This is a genomic window from Domibacillus sp. 8LH, assembly GCF_038806185.1.
Classification (GTDB): domain Bacteria; phylum Bacillota; class Bacilli; order Bacillales; family Domibacillaceae; genus Domibacillus; species Domibacillus indicus_A.
Genome location: NZ_JAVJNG010000009.1, coordinates 1 through 16170, shown reverse-complemented (window position 1 = coordinate 16170; position 16170 = coordinate 1). Strand labels below are relative to the sequence as shown.

Genomic DNA, 16170 nt, shown 5'->3' with positions numbered 1-16170 from the left:
AAAAAGCGGCCTTCCCTAAAGGGGAAAGCCGTTTTTTATTTCGAAAAAGCCGTCGTCCGCTTCTGTTCAATAAAAAAGGACAGCGGAAATGGAAAAGAAATCTGATAACTTTGTAATGTATGAATACTTTCCGTAAATAATGCTTCATATTGAGTAGAAAGAGATGAGGTTTCTAGGATGGAAATAATCGTATTGAGTGCTGTGATTACACATGAAGCATCGTGCAGCGATTCTACTTGTTCAAGTTGTTTATCATCCAGTGAAAAAAGTTTTTCTGCTTCGAACTTTTCAATAAGATCAGACTGAATGTAACGCGGAAATACCTGTTTCGACAAATAAGAGCACAATGTTTTAATTTTCTCTTCTTGTTCAATGGTTGAAGACATAAGTATGGACATGGTTTGCAGCCACCTTTAGTTGCAGTCTCCTATCAGAATACCATACAATTCTCAGAGAGAAAATAACTATTTATTAGAAAAGGATGAACTTCATGCATACAATTCGACAAAATCAGCACTGGGTAATGTATATAAATGCAGAGCTGGATGGTTCAACCATTGAAGCGATTCTTTCAGAAAAATGGCAGCTTCCGAAAAAAATGATTCATTTATGGCGAATGGACCGTTCTATTCTTTTGAATGGACAGCCTGCAAATTGGCGGCAGCCGCTTGAGCAGGGCAGCTCTTTGGCCTTTCCTTTTTTCAAACCCGGTTCATTCGGCGCTGAACCTGTGCCTCCCTCGCCTTCCATTTTATACGAAGATGATCATTTGGTGGTTGCGGATAAACCGGCCGGAATAAAGACCCATCCGAATGACCCCGATGAACGCCATACGCTGCTCAACGGTGTAAGCTATCACATGTCAGTGAAAGATGACTCTCTTCCTGTGCGGCATGTCCACCGCCTCGATGAAGGAACAAGCGGAGCTGTTTTGTTTTCAAAACATGAAGCGGCTTATGCCGTGCTCTCCCGCCTGCTTGAGCAAAAAGAAATTTTCCGGACATACTATGCAGTAGTGGACGGGCCTGTGGCAAAAAAAAGCGGCACGATAAAAAAAGCAATTGGAAAAGACCGACATCATCCGACAAGACGGCGGATTTCTCCGAACGGCCAGGCAGCGGTTACTCATTTTGAACGGGTGGCCGTGCAGGATGGCCGCTCCTTGCTAAAGTGCCGGCTCGAAACAGGCCGCACTCACCAAATTCGTGTCCATCTGTCCTCGATCGGCCACCCGATTTCTGGAGATGCATTGTACGGCGGAAGCGGGATTTCTCCCCATCCACTGCTGCATGCAGCAAAATTAACAATTCCTCACCCATTTGTAAATGATTGCGTAACCGTATTGGCCCCTGTGCCGGATTCAATAAAAAAGCTTTTTTTAACGACATTTTTCGAGTAAAATGGGAAAGTTGAGATTATTTTTAACTATTTCAGGAGGTTGTGAACGTGTTTAAACCGAAAAAAGATAAATTTTCAATGCTGCTTGAATCCATCGCGTTAAATTTAAAAGAAGGTGCAGACTATTTCGCTGAATATAAGCTGAAAAATGCTGGAGATTTAAAAATCTTTTCAGATGAGATGAAGCGCTTCGAAACAAAAGGCGATGACCTTATGCATGAAGTGATTAAAGAATTGAACCATACTTTCATCACACCAATTGAACGTGAAGACATTCTGGCGCTGGCAATGAGCATGGATGACGTGCTGGACGGACTTGAAGCTACAGCAGCTATGTTTGAAATGTACTCTGTCATTAACGCGGACGAATACATGCTGAAATTTGTTGATGCGATCCGTTCTTGTGCAGAGGAAATTGTTTCGGCTGTTGAGCTGCTTACTGTTAAAAAGCTGCAAGTGATCCGCACACATGCTATTAAAATTAAGGAATATGAAACTGTTTGCGACGGAATTCTTCGTCAATCGATCAAACATATTTTCACAATTGAGAAAGATCCAATCCGCTTGATCAAGATGAAAGAGATTTACGAAAATCTTGAAGAAATTGCGGACTATTGCCAAGACGTCGCCAATACACTTGAAACCATTATTATGAAAAATGCATAAGGGGTCTTGACCGTTGGATACATTATTTCTTATTACTATTTTGATTGTTATTTTCGCGCTTGCGTTTGATTTTATTAACGGGTTCCACGATACGGCTAACTCGATTGCAACAGCTGTATCAACAAAAGCCCTTACGCCGCGGCGCGCTATTATACTGGCCGCCTTTATGAATTTTTTAGGCGCCATGACGTTCACTGGGGTAGCAAAAACGATCACAAAAGATATTGTGGATCCGTTTATGCTTGAAAACGGGCTGGTTGTCATCTTAGCGGCTTTAATCGCCGCTATTTTTTGGAACCTGCTTACATGGTACTACGGTATTCCGAGCAGTTCATCTCATGCCCTTATCGGCTCTATTGCGGGAGCGGCGATTGCAGCTGCCGGATTCCAGGCATTAAATTACGGCGGCTTTTTCAAAATTCTTCAAGCGCTTATTATCTCGCCGCTGCTTGCTTTCGCGATCGGCTTTATCGTGTATAGTATTTTTAAAGTCGTATTTAAAAACAACAATTTGGCGAAAACAAACCGGAATTTCCGTCGGTTCCAAATTGCGACTGCTGCTCTACAGGCTTATACCCATGGTACGAATGATGCACAAAAAGCGATGGGGATTATTACAATGGCATTAATTGCCGGTAACTACCAGCAGTCAACAGATATCCAGCTGTGGGTACAGGTTTCCTGTGCGCTGGCAATGGGGCTTGGTACGTCAGTCGGCGGATGGAAAATCATTAAAACTGTTGGCGGCAAGATTATGAAAATCCGCCCAGTCAACGGTGTAGCGGCCGATCTTTCATCTACAATGATTATTTTTGGCGCCACGCTTATTCATTTGCCGGTCAGCACAACCCATGTGATCTCTTCTTCTATTCTTGGTGTTGGTACTGCCCACCGTGTTAAAGGAGTTAAATGGGATACTGCTCAGCGCATGCTGATCACCTGGGTCATCACACTGCCGATAACTGCTACTATCGCAGCCATCAGCTACTATATACTGAATATCTTTCTCTAAGCTGAACCAATTTCTGGTTCAGCTTTTTTAAAAAAATCCGATTTCTTGACGAATGAACATATATTGATTAAAGTGAAAAGCGAATATCACTTACGAAAAGTAATAGACGAACCATTTTTTCGCTTTTATTGCGAAAAATGACGATATAGGGGGATTTTTGTTTATGTCAGATTTTTTTGAAGTAGCCCTTGGCCGCCGTTCGGTAAAGGTATACGATCCGAATGCACGTATATCAGAGGAAGAGTTAACAGAATTGCTTCAAGTAGCAGGACGGGCACCATCTGCGTGGAATTTACAGCAATGGCACTTCCTTGTTTTTCACGGAAAAGACGTGCAGAAAAAGTTATTGCCAATCGCCTACAATCAGCAGCAAATTGTGGATGCCTCTGCTGTTATTTGTATTATGGGTGATTTGCAAGGCAATTTAAATGTGGATCCGGTTTTTGATCCACAGGTTGAAAGCGGCGAAATGACACCTGAGCTAAAAGAAATTTTAGCCGGCCAAATTAACGGAGCTTACAACCGCGCTGAGTACCCGCGCGACGGGGCCATTTTAAATTCATCGCTGGCTGCGATGCAGTTTATGCTGGCTGCACGGGCAAAAGGATATGACACATGCCCAATTGGAGGCTTCAATGCTTCCGGGCTGGCAGAATCGTTTAACGTGCCTGCACGTTACCTGCCAACGATGCTGATTACAGTCGGTAAAGCCCTTCAGGAAGGCCGCCCTACTGACCGCCTTCCGATCAACCAGCTGATTACCTACGCAGAATAATTCAAAAAGCCGCTTCTCGTAGAGAGCGGCTTTTTGAATTGCCTCTTGCACCTCCTGCAGAAAACGTCTAGTATTAACAAGGGATTTTAATGCTTGTTTGTGGAGGAATGAAGAAATGTTTAAATTGAATGAACATGGCACGACCGTTAAAACGGAACTGCTTGCCGGCTTAACAACCTTCCTGACAATGGTGTATATCGTGGTAGTTAACCCGATTATTCTGTCAGATGCCGGTGTCCCATTTGAGCAAGTGTTTACGGCGACAATCATTGCAGCGGTTGTCGGAACACTTTGGATGGGCTTGTTCGCCAACTACCCAATTGCGATTGCACCTGGTATGGGAATGAATGCGTATTTCGCTTACTCAGTTGTCGGGTCGCATGGCGGCATTACGTATGAAACAGCATTTGCGGCTGTTTTTATTTCAGGTCTTCTTTTTGTCGTTTTGTCTTTAACACCGCTTCGTGAAAAGTTGATCGAAGCTATACCCGAAAATTTAAAGCACGGTATTTCTGCCGGTATTGGCTTGTTTATTGCTTTTATTGGGCTTCGCCTGACTGGTATCATCGGTCCGGATCCGAGCAATCTTGTGAAGCTGGGCGATTTGCAGAGCCCGTCCGCGCTTTTGGCTTTGTTTGGCCTTGCGGTTACCATTGTGTTAATGGTTCGCGGTGTGAACGGCGCCCTATTCATCGGTATGATCATTACGGGGCTTGCTGCTTTTTTTACCGGCCAGCTTTCGTTTAAGGAGGGCTTTGTCGGCATGCCGTCCATGCCGGATGGGCTGGTAGCTTTAAATCCTATTACAGCCTTTGGTGACGTTGTCAGCCACAGCTTATATGCAGTTGTTTTTTCTTTCCTGCTCGTCACGATTTTTGACACAACCGGCACAATGGTCGGTGTTGCCCAGCAGGCTGGTTTGATGAAAGGAAACAAAATGCCTCGCGCGCGCCAAGCGCTTTTAGCGGACTCTGTTGCTACATCCATCGGTGCGATGGCTGGTACGAGCCCGACCAGTGCTTATATTGAATCATCAACAGGCGTTGCAGCCGGAGGAAGAACCGGACTTACATCGGTAACCGTTGCTGGATTGTTTATTCTGGCTGCTTTCTTTGGTCCGCTCGTTTCAGCTGTATCCGGTATTTCGGCGATTACAGCTCCCTCGCTGATTATTGTTGGCTGCTTAATGATGCAAAATGCTGCGAAAGTAAATTGGAATGAGCTTGATGAAGCGTTCCCTGCGTTTCTGATTATTTTAACCATGCCGCTTACATCAAGTATTGCAACAGGAATTGCCCTTGGCTTTGTATCGTACCCGCTTGTGAAAATCGCACGGGGACGCTATAAAGAGGTGCATCCGCTTGTCTATATTTTTGCGGTGCTGTTTTTCTACCAGCTGTTATTTTTACCGCACTAAAAAAATCCGCCCATATGGGGCGGATTTTTTTATAAAGAGGATAAAGCGCTGGCAATGGAGACGGTACGCTTCGCCTGGTGCTTGACCGCGGCTTCTACGTTTTCTTTCATGCCGTCTCTTCCTACTGATACACTTGTACCATATGGATTTCCTCCTGCTTCAAACAAGACAGGATCTGTGTAGCCGGGCGCTGCAATAATGGCTCCCCAATGATACATGGTTGTATACAGTTGAAGAATCGTCTGCTCCTGTCCGCCATGAGCGTTTTGAGCTGAGGTCATAGCGCTGACAACTTTGTTAGCCAGTTTTCCGGTTGCCCACAGGCCGCCGGTTGAATCGATAAATTGCTTGAATTGACCGGGTACATTGCCGTATCTTGTTGGAACGCTGAATACAATGGCATCTGCCCATTCTAAATCATCCAGCGTCACCTCCAGAGTATCCTTTGCTTCTTCTACATGTGCCTTCCAGGCATCATTTTTTTCAATGGCCGACGCGGGTGCCGTTTCTGGAATTTTAAGAACTTTTACATTCGCTCCTGCTTCTTCTCCCGCTTCTTTCGCCCAGTTCGCCAATTGAAAATTTGTACCGGTCATGCTGTAATAAATCACCGCTAAATTTGTCATCTCTTGCTCTCCCCCTCATGCGTGGTTTCCTCCTACTGAGTTTGCCCGCTGAAGAAAAAAACAAAACCTTTTTATTTATCCGGCTGAAAAAAGTAGGAAAGTGCCGGATAAACGTCTTCTCTTTTACGAATGACGTAGGATTTAAACAGCGGGTTTTGGACTTTTCGAAAAGCAGACATTAGTGGTGTGGTCCGGTTGTACTGATTTACTTCCCCATAGCCGAACATGCGGCAGTGCGGCAGTATTTTTTCGAGCAATGCAACACACTGGGGATTGTCTGAAGCAAGATTATCGCCATCAGAAAAATGAAATGGATAAATGTTATACCGTTCCGGCGAATATTTTTTTTCCATCAGCTCCAGCACCAGCCGGTACGCAGATGAACAAATGGTTCCGCCGCTTTCTCCTTTAGTGAAGAAATCATTTTCTTCCATCTGGAGCGCTTCTGTATGATGGGCAATAAATACAATATCAACCGTTGTATATTTTTTTCTTAAAAAACGGGTCATCCAGAAAAAAAAGCTGCGGGCGATATATTTCTCAAACGGCCCCATGCTTCCGCTCGTATCCATCATCGCGAAAATCACGGCTTTAGACTGAGGCTTTTTCTCTTCGGTAAAAGAACGAAAACGACGGTCTTCTGGGCGGACAGGGAAAAAAGACATCTCTCCCGCCAGTGCGTTTCGCTTAAAAGCTGCCATTAATGTTTTCTTTTTATCAATTCGTGCGGTTACACCCGTTTTACGGATGTCATTAATGGTCCAGTCCGTAATAACCGATTCCGCTTTTTCTTTTTCAGCGAGATTTGGCAAGGCCAGCTCAGAAAACAGAGCATCTTCAATTTCAGCCATGCTGACTTCTGCTTCATAAAAATCCTCCCCGCGCTGGTTTCCTGCTTTTTTGCCCTGGCCGGCCGCACTTTTTTCATCACCGCCTGCCCGGGCGATGGCGTCTCCAACTTCTCCTTTTCCCTGTCCGGTATGCTTGGATTTTTCATCGGAATAACGGATTTTATACTCCTGAAGCGAACGGATCGGCAATTTCACTGTCCGCTTGCCGTCCGACATAATAATTTGCTCTTCAGTCACCATATCAGCTAAATTTTTTTTGATCGCTTCTTTTACTTTTTGCCGATGGCGTTCCTGGTCATCATAGCCTTTTCGGTGGAGTGACCAGTCTTCTTCTGATAAATGATAGGATGTGTCCATTTCATTTCCTCCCCGGGTTTTATTCCAATCAAAAAGGGTAAACTAGTATAAAAGAATAACGAGGTGACTCATGATGAATTTAAAGAAGCGTGAAGAACAGCCTATGAATTCAATGGTCACAAGCTTTGAAGACATGGAAATCCTTGGCCGTCAAATGGAGCGCCAGCGGACAAATGAAGAGCTGAAGCAGCATGAGCGACAGCCTGACCCGATTCAATTTGACGAATCAACCGATGGAAAACAATAACCCGGCTGCCTGCAACCGGGTTTTTCTTTTGGTTATCGGTTTAAAAGTCCTCCAACGTAGCGAAGCAATTCATTGGCTGAAACAGAATTGTAGCCGCATTCGTCAATTAAGCGTGCTGTGACTTCATTCATCTTTTTCAGCTGCTGTTCATCCGGCGTAACAGACGAAGTGGTAATTTTAACAATGTCTTTTAAATCGGAAAACAGCTTTTTCTGAATCGCTTCTCGAAGCCGATCATGCTCCCGGTAATCAAATTTTTTCCCTTTGCGTGCATAAGCGGAAATTCGAATCAGCATTTCTTCGCGGAATGCTTTTTTAGCGTTTTCTGACACGCCAATCTGTTCTTCGATCGACCGCATTAAACGCTCGTCCGGACTGACTTCCTCACCTGTGAGCGGATCGCTTAATTTCACCTTGTTGCAGTATGCTTCCACATTATCCAAATAGTTGTCCATTAATGCCCGGGCCGATTCTTCATATGAGTAAACAAAGGCTTTTTGAACTTCTTTTTTCGCCGTTTCATCGTACTGCTTTCTCGCTTCGGAAATAAACTGCAAGTATTTCGTGCGCATTTCCTTTGTAATGGACGGATGTGAATCCAGGCCGTCTTTTAATGAGCGCAGCACATCCAGTGCATTGATCGAATTGGTTCCTTTTTTAATAATGGCTGCAGAAATGCGGTTCATCACATACCGCGGATCGATTCCATCCATTCCTTCATCTGAATGTTCTTTTCGGAGTTCAATAGCATCAAGCGGCGTTAATCCTTCTACCACTGCTCCGTCATAAAGCTTCATCTTCATCACAAGATCAACGTTTGCCCGGCTCGATTCTTTTAAGCGCGTTAAGATGGTAAACATGGCTGCAGTACGGAACGTATGCGGTGCAAAATGAATGGAAGCCGCTTCACTTTCGTGTATCATTTTTTCATAAATTTTTTCTTCTTCGGTCACCTTGAGGTTGTATGGCACCGGCATAACAATCATACGGGAATGAAGAGCTTCATTCTTTTTATCTGCAATAAAGGAACGGTACTCTGTTTCATTGGTATGGGCAATAATCATTTCATCTGCCGAGATTAAGGCAAACCGGCCGGCTTTGAAATTACCTTCTTGGGTTAGTGAGAGCAGGTGCCACAGAAACTTCTCATCACACTTCAGCATTTCCTGGAATTCCATTAATCCCCGGTTTGCAATGTTTAATTCTCCGTCAAACCGGTAGGCACGCGGATCAGACTCCGATCCAAACTCGGCGATCGTTGAAAAATCGATGCTGCCGGTTAAATCCGCAATGTCCTGTGATTTCGGATCGGATGGACTGAACGTTCCAATGCCGCGGCGTCGGTCTTCTGAGAAGAAAATACGCTCAACCGGCACTTCTTCAATGCGGCCTCCAAATTCATGCTCAAGCCGGTAGGCATTTAGCGGTGACAATGATCCTTCAATGCGGATACCATACTCTTCATAAAAGTCATCCCGAAGATCCCGTGGAATTAGATGAAGCGGATCTTCTGCCATCTGGCAGCCTTTAATGGCATATACGGCGCCGGCATCTGTGCGGGTGTATTGCTCCAGTCCCCGCTTAAGCATTGATACAATTGTGGACTTCCCTCCGCCAACTGGCCCCATCAGCAGCAAAATCCGTTTGCGTACATCCAGCTTTTTCGCCGCCGGATGAAAATACTCTTCTACAAGACGCTGGATCGGTTCTTCAAGACCAAAAAGCTCGCGGCTGAAAAAGTCATAATTTCCATCTGTCATACCGAATGAGCGAATCATATTGTATATACGCGCATGCGCAGGCATTGCAATATGCGGCTTTTCTCTAAGAAGCTCCAAATACTCCCGGAATGTTCCTTCCCAGCGTAGCTTTTCTTCTTCGGCACGGCTTGATTGAATTTTATCGAGTATCGTCATAATTAGCTCCCTCCGCTCCGCACTCTAATGGGCGTATTTATCGGATTTTATGCGCCGGCGAAACCATTTATGAGAAAAAGAAACGTTCACATTCAATATTGCATCCGGTATAATAGGGAAAAATGAATGCGTTTACGCTACAGAAAGGGGTTTCTTTCCATGAGATTATTAGGTGTTCTTTTCGTATGTATTGCTTTTTTATCAGCGATTTTCACAGCGGGCTACAACGACAAACCGGGCGCGAAATAAAAAAAGCTGTACCGATTTTTTCGGTACAGCTTTTTTTTAAAAAGATATGTGATTATAACCATCATTCAACTTAGAGCGTCTTGCACTTTTTTGCTCCAGCCGGCCAGCTCCTCGGTCATAAGCTGCCGGTCCCGAATGGCCGACTTGCGCTTTTCTGTATTAATACAGGTCTGGGAAGTCTTGCTGGCGAAGTGCCTCGTATATAAGAATGGCTGCCGTGTTGGACAAGTTAAGCGAGCGGACATGCTCATTCATTGGAATGCGCAGACAGCGGTCCATATTGGCCGCGATCAAATCTTTTGGAAGACCCGTTGTTTCTTTGCCAAACATAAAATAATGATCCTGTTCTGTATCGCTGTAGTCAAACTTAGCGTGATCCTGCTTACCGAACTTTGAAAGATAATACATATTTCCATCTGGATTTTTTTCAAAAAACTCTTCAAGAGAATCATAATACGTAATATCAACAAATTCCCAATAATCCAGCCCGGCACGCTTAAGCATTTTATCGTCAGTTGAAAATCCAAGCGGGCGGATTAAATGAAGCGGTGTACCGGTCGCCGCACACGTCCGCGCAATATTTCCGGTATTGGCCGGGATTTCCGGCTGGTATAGCACTACATGAACTGCCACAAAACTTCACTCCTTTTCAACTCATCATTATAACACGGAACCAATCTGTCCGAGTGCTTTTTTAATTTCATCCACCACTGTCTCATTTTCTTCGCGCTCTAGTGCTTTGAACAGCTGGGACTCTGCTTCTATGCCGCCAATCTGCCCAATAGCATAAGCTGCTGTACCACGAAGAACTGGACGTGGATCGTTGTGAAGCAGAGCAGCAAGGGCCGGTAGCGAAGATGGCTCCCTGAAATGAGCCAATGCAATGACTGCATTTCGCTGAATCGGCTTTTTGCCGCGCCATGAACCAGACATCGCGCCAAACCGCTCCTTAAATTCCTTGTTGCTCATCGATAAAAGCGGCTCTAACAGCGGCTTTACTTCTTCCAGTGCCGGTGTCATTTCTTTATGGTTTAATGTGTGTTTCCCTTTATTGGCCGGGCAGATGGTCTGGCACGTATCACAGCCGTACAGCCGGTTTCCGAGATGTTTACGGAATTCCTCCGGCAAAAAGTCTTTTGTCTGCGTTAAATAAGCGATACACCGCTGAGAATTAAGCTGTCCTCCTTGAACGAGTGCACTTGTTGGGCAGGCGTCAATACATTTCGTACACGTGCCGCACTGGCTTTCCATCGGCGTGTCCGGTTCAAAAGGAATATTGGTCAGCATTTCACCTAAATACACGTATGAACCAAACTCCGGTGTAATAATCGCACAGTTTTTTGCACTCCAGCCGATGCCGGCCCGCTCCGCCACAGCACGGTCAGACAGCTCACCTGTATCAACCATTGATTTCGTTTGGACATCTGGCATTTTTTCTTTTAAAAATACTTCCAGCTGTTCCAGCTTTCTGCGCAGAACGAGGTGATAATCTTCTCCCCAGGACGCTCGGCAAAACAAGCCGCGCCGCTCTCCCTTTTTCCCTTTCGGAGCTCCTTCCAGCTTCGATGGATAAGCAAGCGCAATGGCAATAATCGAACGCGGACTATCCATCAAGAGTGCCGGGTTTGTCCGCTTCTCAATATTTTTTTCCTCAAAACCGGATGCATATCCCAGTTCTTGCTGCTGTACCAGTTTTTGCTTTAATTCAAGAAACGGATCGGCCGCAGCGAATCCGATTTTATCGATGCCAATTTCTTTGCTGTAGTCAATCAGTTCCTGCTTTAACTGCCGGTACATTTCTTCTCCTCCGTTCCATAGAAAATAGGCAAACGGGAATCCCGTCTGCCTGTTTATCGTTTTTCTTATTATTTCATAAAAAGGCGATAAAGTCGAGCATGTCAGCTGTAAATATGGCTTCCTGTTTCTACAAATTCCTTCGACTTTTCTTTCATGCCTTCTTCGGCTGCCTGCTTACGCAAATCATGAGAAATACGCATCGAGCAGAATTTTGGTCCACACATTGAACAGAAATGAGCCGTTTTTGCTCCTTCTGCCGGCAGGGTTTCATCATGGTATTCGCGCGCCCGGTCCGGGTCAAGCGATAAATTAAACTGATCATGCCATCTGAATTCAAAGCGCGCTTTTGATAAAGCATCATCTCTTTTCTGAGCTCCCGGATGGCCTTTGGCAAGATCCGCTGCATGAGCAGCAATTTTGTAGGCAATGACCCCTTCACGAACGTCATTTTTATCCGGCAGGCCAAGATGCTCCTTCGGTGTCACATAACAAAGCATCGCCGTGCCATGCATAGCAATCATCGCTGCACCGATCGCAGAAGTGATATGGTCATATCCCGGTGCAATATCCGTTGTCAGCGGACCAAGTGTGTAAAACGGCGCGCCCTGGCAAATATCAATTTCTTTATCAATATTTTCTTTGATTTTATGAAGTGGTACATGTCCTGGTCCTTCGATCATTACCTGCACATCATGTTTCCAGGCAATTTTCGTCAGTTCGCCAAGCGTTTCAAGTTCCGCAAATTGAGCTTCGTCATTTGCATCGGCAATCGATCCCGGACGAAGGCCGTCTCCCAAAGAAACCGAGATATCGTACGCTTTTAAAATTTCACAAATTTCTTCAAAGTGTGTGTATAAGAAATTTTCCTGGTGATGAGCCAGGCACCATTGCGCCATAATCGAACCACCGCGTGAAACAATACCAGTTGTCCGCTTAATTGTCATTGGAATATAGCGAAGCAGTACGCCGGCGTGAATCGTAAAATAATCGACTCCCTGCTCGGCCTGCTCAATAAGTGTATCCCGATATACTTCCCACGTTAAATCTTCTGCTATGCCTTTTACTTTTTCAAGAGCCTGGTAAATCGGCACAGTGCCAACCGGTACCGGCGAATTGCGGATAATAAATTCCCTTGTCGCATGAATATTTTTTCCTGTAGACAGATCCATAATCGTGTCCGCACCCCAATGCGTTGCCCACGTCATTTTTTCTACTTCTTCTTCAATAGATGAACTTACTGCCGAGTTACCAATATTTGCATTGACTTTTACATGAAAACGGCTGCCAATAATCATCGGCTCATTTTCAGGGTGGTTAATATTGGCCGGAATAATCGCACGGCCGGAAGCAACCTCCTCCCGAATCGTTTCTGCGTCCATGTTCTCACGAATCGCTACATATTCCATTTCCGGTGTGATTATGCCTTTTTTCGCATAATGCATTTGAGTTACGTTCTGGCCAGGAAGCGCCCGTCTTGGTTTATGTACAAAATCCGCTTGAAACATCGATTCCGCTTCTTTGACCCCGTTGTCTTCCGGCTTTACTTCTCTTCCTTCATAAAGCTCTGTGTCTTCTCTGGCTGCTACCCACTGCTCTCTTACGCGCGGCAGCCCTTTATGTACGTCTGCAATAAAACCCGGTTCTGAATAAGGACCGCTTGTGTCATAAACGGTGATCGGTTCGTTTGAATGGGTTCCTGCATCTGTTTTCGTGTCGCTTAATTTAATTTGCCGGAATGGAACCCGGATGTCCGTTTTACTTCCTTCGACGTAAACTTTTTCACTTGCTGGAAATTGTGCCTGCAGATCGATTTTTTCACTTTTCAAACGATTCATCTTATTTTCCTCCCTGGACTGCTGAAACCGATCTGGACACAGACACGTAAAAAATAAAAACGGGTTCTTTTAAAATAAAAGAACCCGTGAAATAGTTTAATGAACGGCTTAAAAACCGTGTCCCTACTTCCCTACGCTGGTACTGGCCAGATCAGGTTCGAAGGGTTAAAGAGCCTTAAAGCGCGCTCTTCTCTCAGTCCGGCGAACGGACACCCCTAGCAGTTGTAAATTATGAAGCTGTGTACAAACTGTAACACGATAAAAATAATCTGTAAAGCATTTTTTCCATGTAATGCTATTTATTTGCCCCAAAAACCTTCAAATGCTACGCTTATAACTAGTTTTTTATCAGGCGAACGGAGGCAATGCAATGCAGACTATTTCTTTAGCAGAAGCGGTGAAGTTAAAAAGTATTTTAACTAAAAAAGTGCATGAATTGGAGGAAGAATTACGCCGCGTTGCTTACACAACGATTGAAAAAGGTGATTCTATTCCAACTCCTGTACGGACCGTAAGCACTGTAGAAGCAGAACTTCAAGAAGTTCGAAAAGACGCGCGCACACTGGACCGGCTCATGTACAAAGCCAATAGCGAAAACACCGTTTCCTTTAAAAACGAAACCGTTCCCCTTGTAGAAGCGATTGAATGGGCGACGCAGCTTCGTGCAGAAGCACGGCTTTGCAAGGAAATGGGCGCTTCTCCAAAGGAGGAAATCCAATACGGTTATGCGGAGAGCACCACTGTTTATAAAGTAGCTCTGTTCGAGCCTGAGGACTATCGGCAAAAAGCGATTCAGCTTGAACGGGAAGCTCATAAGCTTTCTAATTTAATTAATGCAAAAAATTACACAGTTACCATTGCCTTTAATGACGAAAAATATTTTTAACCTTGAAAAAGTGAGACTCTTTTTCAAGGCGCAGGATTGGGAAACTCACTTTTTGAATAGAAAAGCAAACCAATCCCCGTTTTCCATTCACCTTGTGACCGATAACCAATCACCATCTAATGCGATGGCAATCCGCCCTTTAGATGTTTTTAAACGGTTTCTCCCTGCGAAACAGCCTCTTCTCTTCGAAGAGGCTGTTTATTTAAAGAGAAGCATTCTGAATGACAGACAGCATATTTTGGTTTGGATAATTCACTTCTTTGTATTGATTCATCACTTTGTCCGCATCAAATTCCACCCGTTCAATGGAAGTGCTGATCCGGTGTCCGTCTGTTTCTACAATAGCGTATGAAGCTTTTTTAACGCCGTCAAACGGGAGACCGACGCTGCCGATATTTATGACGATCTTTCCTTTTATATATCGAATATAAGGCTTGTGAATATGAGCGTAGATATATACGTCATTACTTTCAGAAAGCATTAATTTCGTTTCTAACACCTCGTCAGGCTCGGAAGAAGAAACTACGGTAAATAAGCTGTCCGGCGCTGCATGAAAAGCATGAACCGCCACACCGTCCAGATCAAGATGAAGCTCTGTTGGAAGAGCGTTTAGGTAATCGATATCCGCTTCTTCTAACTGTGATACAGTCCAGTCACGCTCTTGATTCATCAGCTCCAGCGCTGCCTCTGCTACTTCTCCTTTGTGAACACCTCGCACAACCCATTCATCCGCATTCCCTTTAATCACTTCTGTTTGAAGCCCTTGAATCAGCTCCAGTGACCGCTTCGGTTCCGGCCCGCGGTAACAAAGGTCGCCCAGTACATAAATTTTGTCTACCTGCTTCGTTTTAAGATCATTTAACACAGCTTGAAGGGCCACTGCATTCCCATGAACATCAGAGATAAAAGCTGCTTTCATTTTCAACATCCTTTTCTTTATAATTTTAAAGCAGAAAACCGATATGTATAAAAAAATTATGACAAGCAGGCTTTTTACTGTAAAGAAATAAGCTCACCAATAAAGGTGAGCTTTATGTTTTACCGAAGGTTATTTTTTTCTTTTTGCGGAGCGGAAGAATCAGATCCCTCGGCTTCTTCAAGCGCTTTTAATTCGGCGTTTGTCTGCGGAAACCCGTTTGCCTGCCATTCATCGCGGTATTGGGCATCTAGTCCCGTCAGCCCTTCATATTCTTTTGCTTTTTCTGAATCAACACTCTCCACTTCGTCTTTTTTAAGTTCAGTGGACTTGTCATCAATAAATTTTGTTTTCTCAACGACCATGGTTTGCTCGTTTTTCTTAGAAGCAATACCATTTTTAATGCCTTTTACCACTTTTGTCGTTCCTGCTTTTAAACCATTGCCGATTTTACCCACTGTACCAGAGTCCGTATCTCCTGATTCTTGTTTTTGCTGAAATGCATTTAAAGCTAAAACAATTCCAGTAGTGAGTAATGCGGTAGAACCAACTACTACACCCATCGTCATTTCTTTTTTCTGAAGAGAGGAATTCATCCGGTCAAGCATCTCTTTTTCTTTCTCCATCATTTTTTGCTGTGCTTCAATTCCAGTTTTTACTCCCTGGATGGTTTTATTAATACCGCCCTTGATCATCTCTTCTTCAGTTTCAACCCCTGTTTTAATAAGGTCTGCTGTTTTTCCGGTACCAGCTTTTACCCCATTTTTAATTCCTTTTTTCACTTCTTTTACTGCACTAAATTTTTGGTTCCGGTTTTCAGCCATTTGCTTCTTATTGCTATACCCTTTTGTCATTTTTACAGCTCCTGCTGATGCCAAAGCTGAAGATCCGATAATGATACCCATAGTAGATGTTTTCATACATACCCCTCCAGTTTAAGTTTTAAGTTAATAAGGATATTACCGATTTGAAGGGATTTTAAACAATATACATCACAGTTGATACTATTTATCTAGATGAATAATCGTAAACGTGTCATTAGAAGCGATGTAATCACAAATGAATTTTTTATTTGGTTAAGAAGAACACAGCGGTTTTGAACACGAAAAAACCCTTCAACAAATGTTGAAGGGTTACGCCGTTTAATACCGGCGGCCGGGGTCGAACCGGCACTCCCGTGAAGGAACTGGATTTTGAGTCCAGCGCGTCTGCCAATTCCGCC

16 protein-coding genes and 1 riboswitch are annotated in these 16170 nt (G+C 44.3%); of the genes, 7 read left to right on the top strand and 9 right to left on the bottom strand.

Going from position 1 to position 16170, the window contains the following annotated elements; genetic code table 11:
- Positions 1-35: 35 nt before the first annotated feature.
- Positions 36-398, bottom strand: a complete 363-nt coding sequence (locus RG959_RS12250) for a DUF5365 family protein (protein WP_342797360.1) — start codon at positions 396-398, stop codon at positions 36-38.
- 92 nt (positions 399-490) lie between these two features.
- Here RG959_RS12250 and RG959_RS12245 point away from each other — a divergent pair, with 92 nt between their 5' ends.
- The 5 genes from RG959_RS12245 to RG959_RS12225 all read left to right on the top strand — a co-directional run bounded on the left by RG959_RS12245 (position 491) and on the right by RG959_RS12225 (position 5268).
- Positions 491-1399, top strand: a complete 909-nt coding sequence (locus tag RG959_RS12245; protein ID WP_342797359.1) for an RluA family pseudouridine synthase — start codon at positions 491-493, stop codon at positions 1397-1399.
- A gap of 77 nt (positions 1400-1476) precedes the next feature.
- Complete coding sequence (locus RG959_RS12240; RefSeq protein WP_342797446.1) at positions 1477-2064, top strand: DUF47 domain-containing protein; 588 nt, start codon at positions 1477-1479, stop codon at positions 2062-2064.
- 13 nt (positions 2065-2077) lie between these two features.
- The gene (locus tag RG959_RS12235; RefSeq protein ID WP_342797358.1) at positions 2078-3076 is read left to right on the top strand and encodes an inorganic phosphate transporter; all 999 of its coding nucleotides are present in this window, start codon (positions 2078-2080) and stop codon (positions 3074-3076) included.
- A 163-nt stretch (positions 3077-3239) separates the two neighbouring features.
- Positions 3240-3851 carry a nitroreductase family protein gene (locus RG959_RS12230; RefSeq protein ID WP_342797357.1) on the top strand — a complete coding sequence of 204 codons (612 nt, stop codon included), beginning with the start codon at positions 3240-3242 and terminating at the stop codon, positions 3849-3851.
- Positions 3852-3966: 115 nt separating this feature from the next.
- Positions 3967-5268 (top strand): NCS2 family permease, encoded by a 1302-nt coding sequence (locus RG959_RS12225; RefSeq protein WP_342797356.1) that lies wholly within the window; start codon positions 3967-3969, stop codon positions 5266-5268.
- Between the two features lie 29 nt (positions 5269-5297).
- Here RG959_RS12225 and wrbA read toward each other — a convergent pair whose 3' ends face one another.
- Complete coding sequence (gene wrbA / locus RG959_RS12220; RefSeq protein ID WP_342797355.1) at positions 5298-5894, bottom strand: NAD(P)H:quinone oxidoreductase; 597 nt, start codon at positions 5892-5894, stop codon at positions 5298-5300.
- A gap of 71 nt (positions 5895-5965) precedes the next feature.
- The gene (gene yhbH, locus RG959_RS12215; RefSeq protein WP_251270602.1) at positions 5966-7102 is read right to left on the bottom strand and encodes a sporulation protein YhbH; all 1137 of its coding nucleotides are present in this window, start codon (positions 7100-7102) and stop codon (positions 5966-5968) included.
- Between the two features lie 70 nt (positions 7103-7172).
- On the opposite strand from yhbH, the gene RG959_RS12210 reads away from it, so the two are divergent.
- Positions 7173-7349, top strand: coding sequence for a hypothetical protein (locus tag RG959_RS12210; RefSeq protein WP_242232444.1), 177 nt, complete (start codon positions 7173-7175; stop codon positions 7347-7349).
- 32 nt (positions 7350-7381) lie between these two features.
- Here RG959_RS12210 and RG959_RS12205 read toward each other — a convergent pair whose 3' ends face one another.
- The 4 genes from RG959_RS12205 to thiC form a co-directional block, all read right to left on the bottom strand.
- The gene (locus RG959_RS12205) at positions 7382-9265 is read right to left on the bottom strand and encodes a PrkA family serine protein kinase (protein ID WP_242232445.1); all 1884 of its coding nucleotides are present in this window, start codon (positions 9263-9265) and stop codon (positions 7382-7384) included.
- A 408-nt stretch (positions 9266-9673) separates the two neighbouring features.
- Complete coding sequence (gene trmL, locus RG959_RS12200) at positions 9674-10147, bottom strand: tRNA (uridine(34)/cytosine(34)/5-carboxymethylaminomethyluridine(34)-2'-O)-methyltransferase TrmL (protein WP_342797354.1); 474 nt, start codon at positions 10145-10147, stop codon at positions 9674-9676.
- A gap of 27 nt (positions 10148-10174) precedes the next feature.
- Positions 10175-11311, bottom strand: a complete 1137-nt coding sequence (gene queG, locus RG959_RS12195; RefSeq protein WP_342797353.1) for a tRNA epoxyqueuosine(34) reductase QueG — start codon at positions 11309-11311, stop codon at positions 10175-10177.
- A 101-nt stretch (positions 11312-11412) separates the two neighbouring features.
- Positions 11413-13146 carry a phosphomethylpyrimidine synthase ThiC gene (gene thiC, locus RG959_RS12190; RefSeq protein WP_342797352.1) on the bottom strand — a complete coding sequence of 578 codons (1734 nt, stop codon included), beginning with the start codon at positions 13144-13146 and terminating at the stop codon, positions 11413-11415.
- Positions 13147-13257: 111 nt separating this feature from the next.
- A riboswitch (TPP riboswitch) is annotated at positions 13258-13373 on the bottom strand.
- Positions 13374-13516: 143 nt separating this feature from the next.
- Between thiC and RG959_RS12185 the strand changes: the two genes are divergently transcribed.
- Positions 13517-14032 (top strand): hypothetical protein, encoded by a 516-nt coding sequence (locus RG959_RS12185; protein WP_342797351.1) that lies wholly within the window; start codon positions 13517-13519, stop codon positions 14030-14032.
- A 202-nt stretch (positions 14033-14234) separates the two neighbouring features.
- On the opposite strand, the gene RG959_RS12180 is transcribed toward RG959_RS12185, so the two are convergent.
- Both RG959_RS12180 and RG959_RS12175 read right to left on the bottom strand, forming a co-directional pair.
- On the bottom strand, positions 14235-14951 hold the full coding sequence (locus RG959_RS12180) for a metallophosphoesterase family protein (RefSeq protein WP_251270608.1): 717 nt from the start codon (positions 14949-14951) through the stop codon (positions 14235-14237).
- Between the two features lie 119 nt (positions 14952-15070).
- Positions 15071-15868 carry a hypothetical protein gene (locus RG959_RS12175; protein ID WP_251270609.1) on the bottom strand — a complete coding sequence of 266 codons (798 nt, stop codon included), beginning with the start codon at positions 15866-15868 and terminating at the stop codon, positions 15071-15073.
- Positions 15869-16170 lie beyond the last annotated feature (302 nt).